Below are 14,919 nucleotides of genomic sequence, written 5' to 3'. Positions count from 1 at the left end.
GGACAACCAGGCCCTTACCATCGATGACGTGAAGCTCGACGCCGTGAAACTAGCCGACGTGAAACTACCCACGGACCACCCCAATGCCCTGGTCCGGCGCCTGTTCTCCTTCTGGGCGCCGACCGCCGAGTCGATGCGGGGCTGGGCTCTGGCGGCCGTGGTGGTCAACGCGGGCATCACCGTGACGGGCGCGGCCGTGCGACTCACCGGCTCCGGGCTCGGCTGCCCGACCTGGCCGAGGTGCACGCCCGACAGCTTCGTACCCGTCGCGCATCCCGAGATCTCGCCCGTCACCATGGCCGTCGAGTTCGGCAACCGGCTGCTGACGTTCCTGGTGCTGGCGGTGGGGTTCGCCTGCGTGGTGGCGGCGATGCGGCTGGCCCCGCGGCGCCGCCCGCTGCTCTGGCTGGCCCTGCTGCAGCCCGCGGGGATCGTCTTCCAGGCGCTGTGGGGCGGGCTGGTGGTCAGGAGCCTGCTCAACCCGTTCACGGTCAGCGTGCACTTCCTGGTCTCCATCGCGCTGATCGCCGCCTGCTGGACGCTCTACGCGCGAGCGGGCGAAGGCGACGGCCCGGCCCGCCGGGTGACGCACCGCGACATCCGGCGCCTCGGCTTCGTGCTGGTCGCGGCGGTGGCAGTGCTGCTCCTGGCCGGGGTGCTGGTGACCGGCACGGGGCCGCACTCCGGCGACGCGGTGGCCTCCCGCTTCGATCTCGACATCGAGAGCGTGGTGCGCCTGCACTCCGACATCGTCTACATCGTGCTGGGGCTGTCGTTCGCGCTGCTGTTCGCGCTGCACGTGACCGACTCGCCCAGGCCGGCCCGCCGGGCGGCGCTGGCGCTGCTCGTGGTGGAGCTGGCCCAGGGCGTGATCGGCTACATCCAGTACTTCCTGGCGGTGCCCGCCCTGCTGGTGGGCCTGCACGTGCTCGGCTCGACCCTGGTCTGGATCGCCACGCTCAGGGTGGTCACCTCACTGCGCACCCGCGACCCGCTGACGGCCCCCGCCACCCCTTCTCCCGCCGCGACACCGGCCAAGGTCTGAACCCCTCCCCCACCGAAACGCCGGCCCCCATCGGACGCCGCCGAGCCCCTCCCCCACCGAAACCCCAGCCACACTTTGGGCCGCTATGCCAAGGTATGAGGGACTGTCTCCCCTACCCTGTGAGGCCCCTGAGTGGCTCTAGCCCGTCCCGCTCGGAAGACCCTGCGACGCCTGTACCAAGGGCTGGTACTCCTCAGCGTGCTCGTCCTCGCGCCGATGACCTGGGCTTGGCTCGACAGCTCCGACCACCGCGAGGTGGCCGACACCGCCGGCTGGCTGACGCGGGTGCCCACCTCGCAGGCGGCGCTCGTGCTCGGCGCGGGCCTGTACGCCGGCCGTCCCTCGTCCATGCTGGCCCGAAGGCTCGACATCGCGGCCGAGCTCTACCACGCGGGCAAGGTCAAGGCGCTGCTGCTGTCGGGCGACAACAGCCGCAAGGAGTACGACGAGCCGACGGCCATGCGCGACTACCTGCGGGCCAAGGGCGTGCCGGACGCGGTGATGGTGCTCGACTACGCCGGGTTCGACACCTGGGACTCGTGCGTACGGGCCCGCAAGGTCTTCGGCGCCGAGCGGCTGACCGTGGTCACGCAGGTGTTCCACCTGCCGAGAGCGGTCACGCTCTGCCGTACGGCGGGCCTGACGACCTTCGGCGTGGGCGACGACTCCGCCAAGCAGTTTGCCGTGACCACCTACGCCTCGGCCGCCCGCGAGGTGTTCGCCACCGGCAAGGCCTTCGCCGACGCGCTCCTGCTGCACTCCGACCCCGTCTATCCCGGCCCGCGGGAGACCTCGCTGCGCGCGATCCTGGCTCAGCCGGGCGCGTAGCCCGGTGGCGGGGTGCCCCGCGTCGCGGCCCCGAGGTGGGCGGGCGACGCCGGGAAGCTCGCCTTGGCGGTGCTCATGCATTCGAGCAGGGCCCGCTGCTCCTCGTGGAAGGTCTGCTCGTCGATCATCCGCCGGGCCGCCCGCTCGTGCAGCAGGCCCAGCTCGGTCGCCGCGAGCTGGTAGTCGCTCATCGCGCGCTGCCCGCGCTTGCCACCGTGGACCTTGGCCCACTGCCTGGCCTGCCGGCGCCGTGACAGGGCGGACAGCATGTAGATGTCGGCCCGGTTGACCAGCTTGGTCGGCTCGTACGGCGGCAGGTAGCGCTGGAGCAGGGCGACGATGCGCCGCCGGTCCCTGATCACCAGCAAGATCAGCACCACGAGCACCACCAGCAGCACCAGGTAGGCGATGACCAGGCCGGGGAAGCCGCCGTAGGAGCTCAGACCGTTCCAGAGGCCGTGCAGGAGCATCGCGCCGACCCAGCCGGCCAGGATGGAGAAGACCCGGTCCGACCCCTGGCGCTGGGCGGCGTAGGCGACCGCCACGCCGATCATCGAGGTGAACAGCGGGTGCGCGAACGGTGACAGCACGCCGCGCAGCACCACCGTGGCGGCCAGCCCGATGCCGCCCTGGTCGGAGTTGAGCGCGGCGATGTAGTAGCTGACGTTCTCGCTCATCGCGAAGCCGAGGCCGACCATGCTGGCGTAGATGATGCCGTCGGTCGGCCCGTCGAGCTCGGCCCGGCGGAACCTGAGCAGCCCGAGCAGCACCAGCCCCTTCATCGTCTCCTCGACCACCGGGGCGCCGAACGTGGCGGCGATGTTGCGCGCGCTGGCCGCGCTCAGGTTGGCCGCGTCGATGATGTAGTGCAGGTTGAGCGAGTTGATCACGCCGGCGACCAGCACCGCCACGCCCGCCCCCCAGGCGAAGGCGAAGATGAGGTTGCTGCGCGGCTCCGGCTCCATGCGATCCAGCGCCAGCACCGCGGCCAGCAGCAGCGGCACCGGCGCCAGCGCCAGGATCAGCGAGATGAAGAACTGCTCGACCGGCGCCGTGGGCGCGCCGTTGAGCACGTCGAAGGCGAAGGAGACGAGCGCGCACAGGCCGGTCACGATCAGCCCGATGATCAACGCGAACGACGGGCGGTCCTTCAACACCCAGCGTGGATCACGGGACGCCATACCGTGACTGTAACGGATCAAAAAGGCGCTGTCCTGCCCAGGTGGCGCGGTCCGTGCGGGTCCTCACAATGCTCCGTGCGGTCCTTGAGGCCGTGGTCCACCTGCAGCGTGGTGTGGCCGATCTCGAAGCGATCGTGCAGCAGGTCAGCCAGGCGGGTGCGGACCCGGTGGCAGTCGGACCCGCGGGCCACGATCACGTGCGCCGACAGCGTCGGATAGCCGCTGGTCACCGTCCAGACATGCAGGTCGTGCACCTCGACCACGTCAGGGTCGCCGGCCAGGACCCGGCCGATCTCGTCGGGGTCGAGGTCGCTCGGCGCGGCCTGGAGCAGCACCCTGGCCGAATCGCGCAGCAGCCCCCAGCCGGCCTTGAGCATGAGCGCGGCGACCACGAGCGCGGCGATCGCGTCGGCCTGCCGGAACCCGGTCAGCCACACCACCACGCCGGAGATCGCAGTGGCGATGAAGGCGTACATGTCGTTGAGCACGTGCTGGAAGGCGCCCTCGACGTTGAGGCTGCGCCGGTCGGCCCTGGACAGCAGCCAGGCGGCCAGCGCGTTGACCACGATGCCGGCCACGGCCGTGACGACCACGATGGGCCCGGAGACCTCGGGCGGATCCATCAGCCTGCGCACGGCCTCGTAACAGAAGTACGCCACGAGCAGCAGCAGGGTGATGCCGTTGAGCTGGGCGGAGAGGATCTCGGCGCGCTTCCAGCCGAAGGTGTAGGCGCCGCGGGCGGGCCGGGCGGCGAAGCGCATCGCGACCAGGGCCAGTGCGATCGCGCTGGCGTCGGTGAGCATGTGGGCGGCGTCGGAGATCAGCGCGATCGAGTTGGCGATCAGCCCGGCGACCACCTCGATCGCCATGTAGCCGACGATCAGCGCGAGCGCGCCCACCAGGTAACGCTTGTCGGCGTCGGCCGAGTGGCCGTGACCGTGTCCCTGGCCCATCAGCGCTCCTCCCTCATGTGCTCGCGGCTCAGGTCGAGCAGCATCCGTACGTGCGCGTCGGCCAGCCGGTAGTAGATCATGCGGCCCGCCCGGCGGCTGGCCACGATGCCCGCCGTACGCAGCAGCCGCAGGGCGTGGGACACGGCCGTGTCGGTCACCTCGACGGCGTCGGCCAGGTCGCACACGCACAGCTCGCCCGCCTCCAGCAGGGCGTACAGCAGGCGGGCGCGCGTGGCGTCGCCCAGCAGGCGGAACAGGTCGGCGAGCCGGGTGGCCTCGTCCGGCGTCACCAGCCGGTCGCGGGTGGCCGCGACACGCTCGGCGTCGGGCTCCTGAACCACGCAGCTGTCGAGTGAATCAACAACACCTGAAGAGCTATTCATATGTTCACCATAACGACAGGACAAAGCCCACCGCAACAGGCGGTGGGCTCAGCTCAGCAGCGGATCGATGGCGACGGCGAGGAACAGCAACGCCAGATAGGCGTTGGACCAGTGGAAGAAGCGCATCGGGCGCAGATCGACACCGGTCTTGCCGGAGTTGAGGCGGGCCAGGAGGCGATAGACCTCCCACAGGCACATGGCGCCCAGGGCGGCGGCCGCGATCGGGTAGAACAGCGTGGTGTGCGCCACCGGCCACAACGCCAGCGAGCAGAGCACGGTGGCCCAGGTGTAGGCGATCGACTCCAGGATCACCCGGCGCTCGGTGGCCACCACGGGCAGCATCGGCACCTTGGCCGCCGCGTAGTCCTCCTTGTAGCGCATGGCCAGCGTCCAGGTGTGCGGCGGCGTCCAGAAGAACACCACCCCGAACAGCGCCAGCGGCGCCCAGTCGAGCCGCCCGGTGATGCCCGCCCAGCCGATCAGCACCGGCATGCAGCCCGCGATGCCGCCCCAGACGATGTTCTGGGCGGTGCGCCGCTTGAGGATCATCGAGTAGACGATCACGTAGAACAGGATGGCTCCGGTGGAGAGCACCGCGGCCAGCCAGTTGGTGGTCAGCCAGAGGCCGACCAACGACAGCACGCCGAGCACGATGCCGAAGATGAGCGCGCCGGTCGGCGAGACCTGGTGCCTGGCCAGCGGGCGCCGTCTGGTGCGGCGCATCTTCTGGTCGATGTCGCGGTCCACGTAGCAGTTGAGCGCGTTGGCGCTGCCCGCGGACAGGGTGCCGAACACCATCACCGATATCGACGTCCACAGCGGCGGCAGGTCGCCCGCCGCGAGGAACATCACGGGGAGAGTCGTGATCAGCAGGAGCTCGATGATCCGCGGCTTGGTCAGAGCGATGTAGGCCTTGACGAGCATGCCGATCGTCCTCGGCGGCTCGGCCGCGGGAGCGGGGGCCGTCGTCTGCCTGTTCGTCAGCACCGTCAAGGCGCTTCCAGCACGTGCGGAGTCAACGCGTAACCTCTGATTGGAGCGGAATCTCATGGACGGACGCCACGGCGTCCCTGTGATGACAACGAGAACAACCAAACTGTAGTAGCAGGGTCGTCCGGTCCGGCCAATGGGGGGACACGCACGGGGGTGGAAGGGGAATCTTTCGCCGACTCCACTCAGTTAGGGTCCGGTGTGGCGGGATATGCCAACCGGTACCACCAATGACAACTAGATTCCGGAGACCGAGCACTTGAGCACCGAACTCGTGCCAGACCTCGAATGGACCGACCTAGACAAGCAAGCGGTCGACGTCGTTCGAGCCTTGGCCATGGACGCAGTCGAAAAGGCGGGTTCGGGTCACCCGGGCACCGCCATGAGCCTGGCTCCCGCCGCGTACCTGCTGTTCCAGCACGCGATGCGCCACGACCCCACGGACCCCTCGTGGCTGGGGCGTGACCGCTTCGTCCTGTCGTGCGGGCACTCCAGCCTGACGCTGTACATCCAGCTGTTCCTGTCCGGCTACGGACTCGGCCTGGACGACCTGAAGGGGTTGCGCCAGTGGGACAGCCTGACCCCCGGCCACCCGGAGCACGGGCACACGGTCGGTGTGGAGACCACCACCGGCCCGCTCGGCCAGGGCCTGGGCAACGCCGTCGGCATGGCGCTGGCGGCCCGCCGTGAGCGCGGCCTGTTCGACCCCGACGCCGAGGCGGGCGCCTCGCCCTTCGACCACCACATCTGGTGCATGGTCAGCGACGGCGACATCGAGGAGGGCATCAGCCACGAGGTCAGCTCGATCGCCGGCCACCAGAAGCTGGGCAACCTCACCGTCATCTATGACGACAACCACATCTCCATCGAGGACGACACGCTGATCGCGAAGTCCGAGGACGTGGTCAAGCGCTACGAGGCCTACGGCTGGCACACGCTGAGCGTCGACTGGACCGAGTCCGGCGAGTACGTCGAGGACATCCAGGCGCTGCACGCGGCGCTGGAGGCGGCCCGCGCCGAGACCGACCGGCCGACGTTCATCCGCCTGCGCACGATCATCGGCTGGCCCGCCCCGAACAAGCAGAACACCGGCAAGATCCACGGCTCCGCCCTCGGCGCCGACGAGGTCGCCGCCACCAAGCGGGTCCTCGGCATGGACCCGGACAAGAGCTTCGACGTGCCCGCCGAGGTGCTGGAGCACGCGCGCGAGGTGGCCCGCAGAGGCCACGAGGCGCACGCCGCCTGGCAGAAGGGCTACGACGCCTGGCGCGAGGCCAACCCCGAGCGGGCCGCCGAGCTCGACCGGATCTCCCGCCACGAGCTGCCCGCCGGGTGGACCGAGGCGCTGCCGGCGTTCGACAAGGGCGGCTCGATGGCCACCCGCAAGGCCTCCGGTGAGGTGCTCAACGCGCTCGCGCCGGTGCTGCCCGAGCTGTGGGGCGGCTCGGCCGACCTGGCCGAGTCCAACAACACCACGATGAAGGGCGAGCCGTCCTTCATCCCGGAGGAATACCAGACCAAGGAGTTCCCCGGTAACCGCTACGGCCGCACGCTGCACTTCGGCATCCGCGAGCACGGCATGGGCGCGATTCTCAACGGCATCGCCCTGCACGGCGGCACCCGGCCCTACGGCGGCACGTTCCTGGTCTTCTCCGACTACATGCGCCCCTCGGTGCGCCTGGCGGCGCTGATGAAGCTGCCGGTCACGTACGTGTGGACGCACGACTCCATCGGACTGGGCGAGGACGGCCCGACCCACCAGCCGGTCGAGCACCTGTGGGCGCTGCGCGCGATCCCCGGCCTCGACGTGGTGCGCCCCGGCGACGCCAACGAGACGGCGTACGCCTGGCGGGCCGTGCTCGAGCACGACGACCGGCCCGCCGCGCTGGCCCTGACCCGGCAGAACCTGCCGGTCTTCGAGGGCACCAGCGCCGAGGGCGTCGCCAAGGGCGGCTACGTCCTGCACGAGGCGTCCGACGGGCAGCCGCAGGTGATCCTCATCGCCACGGGCAGCGAGCTGGAGCTGGCCGTCAACGGCCGCGAACTCCTCGAAGCCGAAGGCATCCCGACGCGGGTCGTGTCGATGCCGTGTGTGGAGTGGTTCCAAGGGCAGGACATTGCGTATCGGCAGACTGTGCTGCCGTCAGCGATCAAGGCCCGGGTCGCGGTCGAGGCGGGCATCGCTCTGGGCTGGCGCGAGTTCGTCGGCGAGAGGGGCGAGGTCGTCAGCCTTGAACACTTCGGCGCGTCGGCGCCGTATAAGACGCTGTACGAGCAATTCGGGCTGACGGCGGAGCGCGTGGCCGCCGCGGCCAAGGCGAGCCTCGCCAAGCTGGGCCACGACAAAGGCGAGACGACGGGAAACTGAACGAAATGAGCGAGAACCTCAAGAAGCTGTCCGCCCAGGGCGTGTCGATCTGGCTGGACGACATCAGCCGTGAGCGCCTGCGCACGGGCAACCTGGAGCAGCTGATCCGCGAGAAGAACGTGGTCGGCGTCACCTCCAATCCGACCATCTTCGCCGGCGCGCTCAGCAAGGGCGACGCCTACGACACCCAGCTGCACGACCTGGCCGTGCGCGGGGTCGACCTCGGCGAGGCCGTGCGCGCCATCACCGCCTACGACATCCGCTGGGCCGCCGACGTGCTGCGCCCGGTCTACGACGCCACCGCCGGCGTCGACGGCCGCGTATCCCTGGAGGTCGACCCGCGGCTGGCCCGCGACAGCGACAAGACCGTGGCCGAGGCGCGGGCGCTGTGGTGGCTGGTCGACCGGCCCAACCTGTTCATCAAGATCCCGGCGACGGTCGAGGGGCTGCCCGCGATCACGCAGGCGCTCTCCGAGGGCATCAGCGTCAACGTCACGCTGATCTTCTCGCTGGAGCGCTACCGCGCGGTCATGGACGCCTGGCTGGCCGGTCTTGAGGCCGCGCAGGCCAAGGGCCTCAACCTGGGCACGATCGAGTCGGTGGCGTCGTTCTTCGTCAGCCGGGTCGACACCGAGATCGACAAGCGGCTCGACCAGCTCGGCAAGCCGGAGCTCAAGGGCAAGGCCGGCGTGGCCAACGCGCGCCTGGCCTACGCCGCGTTCGAGGAAGTGATGAACTCCGAGCGCTGGCAGCGGCTGCGCGCCGCCGGTGCCCGCCCGCAGCGCCCGCTGTGGGCCTCGACCGGCGTCAAGAACCCCGACTACTCGCCCACGCTGTACGTCGACCAGCTCGTCGCCCCCGGCACCGTCAACACGATGCCGGAGAAGACGGTCGACGCGACCGCCGCCGGCGCCAACATCACCGGTGACACCGTGCGCCCCTTCTACGAGGACGCGTGGAACACGATGGCGGCGCTCAAGGAGGCCGGCGTCGACTACGACGACGTCGTCAACGTGCTGGAGGACGAGGGCGTCGAGAAGTTCGAGGCGTCCTGGAACGAACTCCTCGAGAGCGTCAGCAAGAACCTGGCCCGCTGATGACCGTCTCGTACCGCGAGGAGGGGGTGGCCAACGCCGCCTCCTCCGCCGCGGGGCGGCTCGTGGCCGACGGCGTGCCCGCGCGGCTCGCCGCCGGCGATCCCACGCTGTGGGGCAGCGACGCGGAGGCGGGGGCGGCCGTCCGGCTGGGCTGGCTCACCCTGCCCCGCACCTCGCGCGAGCTGCTGCCCGAGCTCGGCAAGCTGGCCGAGCGGGCGCGCGCCGAGCGCCTGACCAACGTGGTGCTGGCCGGGATGGGCGGCTCGTCGCTGGCGGCCGAGGTGATCTGCGCGAGCGCCGACGTGCCGCTGACCGTCCTGGACACCACCGACCCGGGTCAGGTGCGCCGGGCGCTGGCGGAGCCGCTGGAGGCCACGATCGTGGTCGTGGCCAGCAAGAGCGGCTCGACGGTCGAGACCGACAGTCATCTGCGTGTCTATGAGGAGCTCTTCCGCCAGGCGGGCATCGACCCGGCCGACCGCATCGTGGTCGTCACCGACCCGGGCTCGCCGCTGGAGCAGACGGCCGTGGACGCGGGCTACCGCCTGGTCCCGGCCGTGCCCGACGTGGGCGGCCGCTACTCGGCGCTGTCGGCGTTCGGCCTGGTGCCCAGCGCGCTGGCCGGGGCCGACGTCGAACGGCTGCTCGACGAGGCCGACGAGGTGCTGCCGCTGCTCTCGCTCGACGCCGGCAACCCCGGGCTCGACCTGGGTGTGGCGCTCGGCGGGGCGGCGCTCGCCGGGCGTGACAAGCTGATCGTCGACGACCGGCTGTCCGCGATCAGCGGGCTGTCGGACTGGATCGAGCAACTCGTCGCCGAGTCCACGGGCAAGAACGGCCTGGGCATCCTGCCGGTCGCCGGCGCCGAGCCGAACGGCGCCCGTGACGAGCTGGTCATCGGGATCGAGTCCGACGACGCCGACGTGCGCGTCGACGGGCCGCTCGGCGCGCAGTTCCTCATCTGGGAGTACGCCACGGCCGTGGCCGGGCTGCTGCTCGGGATCGACCCGTTCGACCAGCCGAACGTCGCCGAGTCCAAGGCCAACACGGCCGCGCTGCTCGACATGGAGGCGCTGCCGCTGGGCGAGCCGGCGTTCGTCGACGGGCCCGTGGAGGTGTACGGCGCCACCAAGGCCAGGGATCTGCCCGGTGTGCTGAGCGAGCTGCTCGAAGCGGTGCCCGACGACGGCTACCTGTCCGTGATGGCGTATCTGGACCGGCTGTCGGCCTTCGATGTGTTCGTACCGGAAGGCGCGGACTTCGAGCAGATGACCGACGCGTGGATGGCGGCCGACCCGGCCACGCTCAGGGCGCTGCTGGCCCTGCGTACCGACCGGCCGGTCACCTTCGGGTGGGGGCCGCGGTTCCTGCACTCCACCGGCCAATATCACAAGGGCGGCCCGCAGAACGGGGTGTTCCTGCAGATCACCGGTGCCGTGGCCGACGACGTGCCGGTGCCCGGCAGGCCGTACACGCTGGGCGGGCTCGAGCTCGCGCAGGCCCTCGGCGACCTCGGGGCACTGCTGCGGCGCGGCCGGCCGGCCGTACGCCTGCACTTGACCGATCGCGCGGCCGGAGTCGCGCACCTGCTCGCAGCCGCACAGGAGGCTTGAGATGAAAGATCCGGAAACACCCTCGGAGGAGGCACTCGACTTTGAGGAGACGATCGCGGCGACGGTAGCCACCTCGGCCGCGGCCACCTCCACCACCTTGGAGGTGGCGGCCGCCAATCCGCTGCGCGATCCGCGCGACAAGCGGCTGCCCCGGGTGGCGGGACCGTGTGTGCTGGTGTTGTTCGGCGTGACGGGTGACCTGGCCAAGCGCAAGTTGCTGCCGGCGATCTACGACCTGGGCAACCGAGGGCTGCTGCCGCCCGGTTTCTCGCTGGTCGGGTTCGCCAGGCGTGACTGGAAGGACCAGGACTTCGCCCAGGTGACGCATGACGCCGTCAAGGCGCACGCCAGGACGCCCTTCCGTGAGGAGGTCTGGAAGCAACTGCGCGAGGGCATCCACTTCGTGCCCGGCGAGTTCTCCGACGACGGGGCGTTCGACGCGCTGGCGATGGCGTTGAAGGAGATCGACGAGACCCGGGGCACCGGCGGCAACTATGCGTTCTATCTCTCCGTGCCGCCGAAGTTCTTCCCCGTGGTGGTGGAGCAGCTCAAGCGGACCGGCGTGTCCCAGGCGCCTCCCGGGTCGTGGCGGCGCGTGGTGATCGAGAAGCCGTTCGGGCACGACCTGAAGTCGGCGCACGAGCTGAACGAGATCACCACCTCGGCCTTCCCGGAGAGCTCGATCTTCAGGATCGACCACTACCTGGGCAAGGAGACCGTCCAGAACATCCTGGCCCTGAGGTTCGCCAACAACCTCTACGAGCCCATCTGGAACCGTGGCTTCGTCGACCACGTGCAGATCACCATGGCCGAGGACATCGGCATCGGCGGCCGGGCCGGTTACTACGACGGCATCGGCGCGGCCCGTGACGTGATCCAGAACCACCTGCTCCAGCTGCTCGCCCTGGTGGCGATGGAGGACCCGACGTCCTTCACCGCCTCCGCGCTGCGGCGGGAGAAGGAGAAGGTGCTCAAGGCCGTACAGCTGCCGGCGGACCTGGCGCTCAACACCGCGCGCGGGCAGTACGACGCGGGCTGGCAGGGCGGCGAGAAGGTCGTCGGCTACCTGCAGGAGGACGGCATCTCCGCCGACTCCACGACCGAGACGTACGCGGCCATCAAGCTGGAGATCGCCAACCGGCGCTGGGCGGGCGTGCCGTTCTACCTGCGCACCGGCAAGCGCCTCGGCCGCCGGGTCACCGAGGTGGCCGTGGTGTTCCAGCGGGCGCCGCACCTGCCCTTCAGCAAGGACGACACCGAGATCCTCGGCCAGAACGCGCTGGTCATCAGGGTGCAGCCGGACGAGGGCATCACCGTGCGGTTCGGCTCCAAGGTGCCGGGTACGGCCATGGAGGTGCGTGACGTCTCGATGGACTTCGCCTACGGGGAGTCGTTCCTGGAGTCGTCCCCCGAGGCGTACGAGCGGCTGCTGCTCGACGTGATGATCGGCGACCCGCCGCTCTTCCCGCACCAGCGGGAGGTCGAGCTGTCGTGGAAGATCCTCGATCCGATCGAGGAGTTCTGGGCCACCCAGGGCCAGCCCGAGGGCTACCCGGCCGGTTCGTGGGGGCCACCGTCCGCCGACGCGATGATGGGCGACGGCCGCGCATGGAGGAGACTCTGATGACCACCTTCATGCTCACCGACACGACGGCGGGGAAGATCTCCGCGCAGCTGACGCAGCTGCGCCATCAGATGGGCGCGCCCGCGATCGGGATGGTGCTGACGCTGATCGTGGTCTGCGAGGAGCGCGACCAGTACGACTCGCTCCGCGCGGCCAGCGAGGCGGCGCGCGAGCACCCCTCGCGCATCATCGTGGTGATCAACCGCGAGTCCGACGAGGCCAACCGGCTCGACGCGGAGCTGCGCATCGGCGAGTCCACGCCGGGCGAGGTGGTCGTGCTGCGGCTCTACGGCGAGCTGACCGAGCACGCCGACTCGGTGGTCAGCCCGCTGCTGCTGCCCGACACGCCGGTCGTGGCCTGGTGGCCGGGGCTGGCGCCCGAGGTGATGTCCAAGGACCCGGTCGGGATGCTCGCCCAGCGCCGCATCTCCGACGCCAGGGGCTCGCGCGACGGCGGGGTCGAGTCGCTGGTGACCAGGGCCAAGGGCTACGCGCCCGGTGACACGGACCTGTCCTGGGCCCGGCTGACGCCGTGGCGCAGCCTGCTGGCGGCGGCCTTCGACCAACCCACGGGCAAGGTGCGCAAGGGCACCGTGGAGGCGTCTCCGGGCAACCCCAGCGCGCCGCTGCTGGCCGCGTGGCTGTCCGAACGTCTCGGCGCGCCGGTCAAGGTGGCCGACTCCAACGGGCCCGGCCTGACCGCCGTCCGGCTCACGACGGCCGACGGCGTGCTGGCGGTGTGCAGGAGCGACGCCCGGCTGGCGACGCTGTCTCGGCCCGGCCAGCCGGACCGGAACGTCGCCCTGGCCCGGCGGCAGACCGCCGAGCTGCTGTCGGAGGAGCTGCGGCGGCTCGACTCCGACGAGATCTACGGGGCGGCGGTCAAGCGGCTGGCCCGCTCGTACAAGTCCTGACGCCTCCTCCCACCGGTCGTGGCGGCCCTCTCCTACGAGGGGGCGTGCACGGCCGGTGGGCGCCGATCGTGAAAGAGTTGATAGCGAAAAGAGTGAGTACGTGAGCGTTCCCAATGTGGTCGTCCATCGTGACGGCGACGTCCTCGCCAAGGCCGTGGCGGCGCGGATCATCACCCGGCTGGTCGACGTGCAGTCGGCCAAGGGGTCGGCGTCGCTGGTCCTGACCGGCGGCACGGTCGGCCACGCGACGCTGGCCGCGATCGCCGCCACGCCGGCGCGCGACGCGGTCGACTGGCACCGCCTCGACATCTGGTGGGGCGACGAGCGCTTCCTGCCGACCGGCGACCCCGAGCGCAACGAGACGGGCGCCCGCAAGGCCCTCCTCGACCATGTCGACCTCGATCCCGACCGGGTGCACGTCATGGCCGGGCCCGACTCGGGGATGTCGGCGGAGGAGTCGGCCGAGGCCTACGCGGCCGAGCTGCGCAAGGCGGCCCGGCCGGAGGACCACGGCCCGGTGCCCGGTTTCGACGTGATGCTGCTCGGCATCGGGCCCGACGCGCACGTGGCGTCGCTGTTCCCCGGGATGCCCGCCCTGTACGACACGCGGCCGGTGGTGGCCGTGCACGGCGCGCCCAAGCCGCCGCCCACGCGCATCTCCCTGACGCTGCCGACCATCGTGGCCTCGCGCGAGGTGTGGGTGGTGGCGGCGGGTGAGGAGAAGTCGGGGGCCGTACGGCTGGCGCTGTCCGACTCCGGGCCGGTGCAGGTGCCCGCGGCCGGGGCCAGGGGCCGGGTGCGGACGCTGTTCCTGCTCGACCGGACCGCCGCCGCCAAGCTCCCGCCAGGGTTGGGCCGCATCGCCTCTCCCTGAGTTTTCGTAGCGTCCTCAGTTGGTGAGCGCGTCGATCTCGGCCAGCAGGGCCTGCTTGCGCGCCGGCGGCAGGAAGGACGCGTTCACGCCGTTGCGGGCGAGCTGGACCAGCTCCGGCTCGCCGAGGCCGAAGACGTGCGCGGCGACGCGATACTCGCCGGCCAGGGTGGTGGCGAACATGGGCGGGTCGTCGCTGTTCAGTGTGACGAACAGCCCCTCCTCCAGCAGCCTGGGCAGCGGGTGCTCCTCGATCCGGGCCACCTGTCCCGTACGGAGGTTGGAGGTCGGGCAGACGTCCAGCGGCAGCTGCGTCTCGCGCAGGTGCGCCACCAGGCGCGGGTCCTCCAGGCAGGAGATGCCGTGCCCGATGCGCTCGGCGCCCAGCCCCTCGATGACCTCCCACATGGTCTCGGGACCGGTCATCTCGCCGCCGTGCGGCACGCTGTGCAGGCCCGCCGCCCGCGCCGCCGCGAACGCGTCGCGGAAGGCGTCACGGTATGGCGTCCGGCTCTGCTCGATCCCGCCCAGCCCGAAACCTATCAAAGCAGCGGGAGGTTCTTCCAAAGCGTGCGTGAGCGTGACTTTGGCCGCCTCCTCGCCCATTTCTCCGGGGATGTCGAAGATGTAGGCCATCTCCACCCCGTGGTCGGTCTCCGACCGGCGGGCGGCCAGGTCGAGCGCCTCGGTGACCTCGCGCATGGGCATCCCGACGATGCTGTGGGCGTACGGGGTGACCTGCGGCTCGGCGTAACGGGCGCCCTGGGAGGCCAGGTCGCGGGCCAGGCCGAGCACGAGGGCGGCGATGTCCTCCGGCTCCCGGACCAGCGCGTTGACGGCCTGGTACACCTGCGCGAAGTGGGGGAAGTCGCGGAAGGCGTAGAACGCCCGCAGCTCCTCCTCCGTGGTGGGAACCGGGCCGCCGGGGTGGCGGCGGGCCAGCTCCAGCACGGTGGGTACGGAGGCGGAGCCGACCAGGTGCACATGCAGCTCCACCTTGGGGAGCGCGTCGATGAAGGCGTCAATGGGGGTCGTCATGGCGACGACCCTAA

Annotated in this window: 13 protein-coding genes; 8 read left to right on the top strand and 5 right to left on the bottom strand. The window is 70.7% G+C overall.

The genetic code is table 11. The features are described 5' to 3' along the window. Positions 1–28: 28 nt before the first annotated feature. Both AB0B61_RS49090 and AB0B61_RS49085 read left to right on the top strand, forming a co-directional pair. Positions 29–1,045 carry a COX15/CtaA family protein gene (locus tag AB0B61_RS49090; RefSeq protein ID WP_358447883.1) on the top strand — a complete coding sequence of 339 codons (1,017 nt, stop codon included), beginning with the start codon at positions 29–31 and terminating at the stop codon, positions 1,043–1,045. A gap of 216 nt (positions 1,046–1,261) precedes the next feature. Then, complete coding sequence (locus tag AB0B61_RS49085; RefSeq protein WP_358447881.1) at positions 1,262–1,873, top strand: ElyC/SanA/YdcF family protein; 612 nt, start codon at positions 1,262–1,264, stop codon at positions 1,871–1,873. Here the strand turns inward: AB0B61_RS49085 and AB0B61_RS49080 are convergent. Genes AB0B61_RS49080 through AB0B61_RS49065 form a run of 4 tightly spaced genes read right to left on the bottom strand, consistent with a single transcriptional unit; the run spans position 1,858 to position 5,383 of the window. After that, the gene (locus tag AB0B61_RS49080; RefSeq protein ID WP_358447879.1) at positions 1,858–3,054 is read right to left on the bottom strand and encodes a PrsW family intramembrane metalloprotease; all 1,197 of its coding nucleotides are present in this window, start codon (positions 3,052–3,054) and stop codon (positions 1,858–1,860) included. The genes AB0B61_RS49085 and AB0B61_RS49080 overlap by 16 nt on opposite strands. A gap of 17 nt (positions 3,055–3,071) precedes the next feature. After that, a complete protein-coding gene (locus AB0B61_RS49075; RefSeq protein WP_358447878.1) occupies positions 3,072–4,007 on the bottom strand; it encodes a cation diffusion facilitator family transporter in 936 nt (311 codons plus the stop codon). Further along, positions 4,007–4,390, bottom strand: coding sequence for a metalloregulator ArsR/SmtB family transcription factor (locus AB0B61_RS49070; protein ID WP_358447876.1), 384 nt, complete (start codon positions 4,388–4,390; stop codon positions 4,007–4,009). The genes AB0B61_RS49075 and AB0B61_RS49070 overlap by 1 nt, the downstream gene beginning before the upstream one ends. 48 nt (positions 4,391–4,438) lie before the next feature. After that, positions 4,439–5,383, bottom strand: coding sequence for a heme o synthase (locus AB0B61_RS49065; protein ID WP_358447874.1), 945 nt, complete (start codon positions 5,381–5,383; stop codon positions 4,439–4,441). 256 nt (positions 5,384–5,639) lie between these two features. Here AB0B61_RS49065 and tkt point away from each other — a divergent pair, with 256 nt between their 5' ends. The 6 genes from tkt to pgl all read left to right on the top strand — a co-directional run bounded on the left by tkt (position 5,640) and on the right by pgl (position 13,870). Continuing rightward, a complete protein-coding gene (gene tkt, locus AB0B61_RS49060; RefSeq protein WP_358447872.1) occupies positions 5,640–7,748 on the top strand; it encodes a transketolase in 2,109 nt (702 codons plus the stop codon). A gap of 5 nt (positions 7,749–7,753) precedes the next feature. Further along, positions 7,754–8,845 (top strand): transaldolase, encoded by a 1,092-nt coding sequence (gene tal / locus AB0B61_RS49055; protein WP_358447871.1) that lies wholly within the window; start codon positions 7,754–7,756, stop codon positions 8,843–8,845. Next, positions 8,845–10,458: a glucose-6-phosphate isomerase gene (locus AB0B61_RS49050; protein ID WP_358447869.1), complete on the top strand. Its 1,614-nt coding sequence runs from the start codon at positions 8,845–8,847 to the stop codon at positions 10,456–10,458. Before tal ends, AB0B61_RS49050 begins: the two co-directional genes overlap by 1 nt. Before the next feature lies 1 nt (position 10,459). Beyond that, positions 10,460–12,082, top strand: coding sequence for a glucose-6-phosphate dehydrogenase (zwf, locus tag AB0B61_RS49045; RefSeq protein ID WP_358447867.1), 1,623 nt, complete (start codon positions 10,460–10,462; stop codon positions 12,080–12,082). Beyond that, on the top strand, positions 12,082–12,996 hold the full coding sequence (locus AB0B61_RS49040) for a glucose-6-phosphate dehydrogenase assembly protein OpcA (RefSeq protein ID WP_358447865.1): 915 nt from the start codon (positions 12,082–12,084) through the stop codon (positions 12,994–12,996). Before zwf ends, AB0B61_RS49040 begins: the two co-directional genes overlap by 1 nt. Positions 12,997–13,096: 100 nt before the next feature. Next, complete coding sequence (gene pgl, locus AB0B61_RS49035; protein WP_358447864.1) at positions 13,097–13,870, top strand: 6-phosphogluconolactonase; 774 nt, start codon at positions 13,097–13,099, stop codon at positions 13,868–13,870. Between the two features lie 15 nt (positions 13,871–13,885). Here the strand turns inward: pgl and add are convergent, their stop codons facing one another. Beyond that, positions 13,886–14,905, bottom strand: coding sequence for an adenosine deaminase (gene add / locus AB0B61_RS49030; RefSeq protein ID WP_358447862.1), 1,020 nt, complete (start codon positions 14,903–14,905; stop codon positions 13,886–13,888). Positions 14,906–14,919: the final 14 nt, after the last annotated feature.

This window comes from Nonomuraea sp. NPDC049158 (assembly GCF_040648335.1).
In the GTDB taxonomy this organism is placed as follows: domain Bacteria; phylum Actinomycetota; class Actinomycetes; order Streptosporangiales; family Streptosporangiaceae; genus Nonomuraea.
Note: the sequence above shows the minus strand (reverse complement) of the source record. Positions and strands in the feature narration are given on the sequence as shown.

Bases quoted from the DNA above. Each gene is read 5' to 3' on its own strand.
- AB0B61_RS49050 (WP_358447869.1), top strand. From the start codon at position 8,845: ATGACCGTCTCGTACCGCGAGGAGGGGGTGGCCAACGCCGCCTCCTCC.
- AB0B61_RS49070 (WP_358447876.1), bottom strand. From the start codon at position 4,390: ATGAATAGCTCTTCAGGTGTTGTTGATTCACTCGACAGCTGCGTGGTT.
- AB0B61_RS49080 (WP_358447879.1), bottom strand. From the start codon at position 3,054: ATGGCGTCCCGTGATCCACGCTGGGTGTTGAAGGACCGCCCGTCGTTC.
- zwf (WP_358447867.1), top strand. From the start codon at position 10,460: ATGAAAGATCCGGAAACACCCTCGGAGGAGGCACTCGACTTTGAGGAG.
- AB0B61_RS49075 (WP_358447878.1), bottom strand. From the start codon at position 4,007: ATGGGCCAGGGACACGGTCACGGCCACTCGGCCGACGCCGACAAGCGT.
- add (WP_358447862.1), bottom strand. From the start codon at position 14,905: ATGACGACCCCCATTGACGCCTTCATCGACGCGCTCCCCAAGGTGGAG.
- tal (WP_358447871.1), top strand. From the start codon at position 7,754: ATGAGCGAGAACCTCAAGAAGCTGTCCGCCCAGGGCGTGTCGATCTGG.
- AB0B61_RS49040 (WP_358447865.1), top strand. From the start codon at position 12,082: ATGACCACCTTCATGCTCACCGACACGACGGCGGGGAAGATCTCCGCG.
- AB0B61_RS49085 (WP_358447881.1), top strand. From the start codon at position 1,262: ATGACCTGGGCTTGGCTCGACAGCTCCGACCACCGCGAGGTGGCCGAC.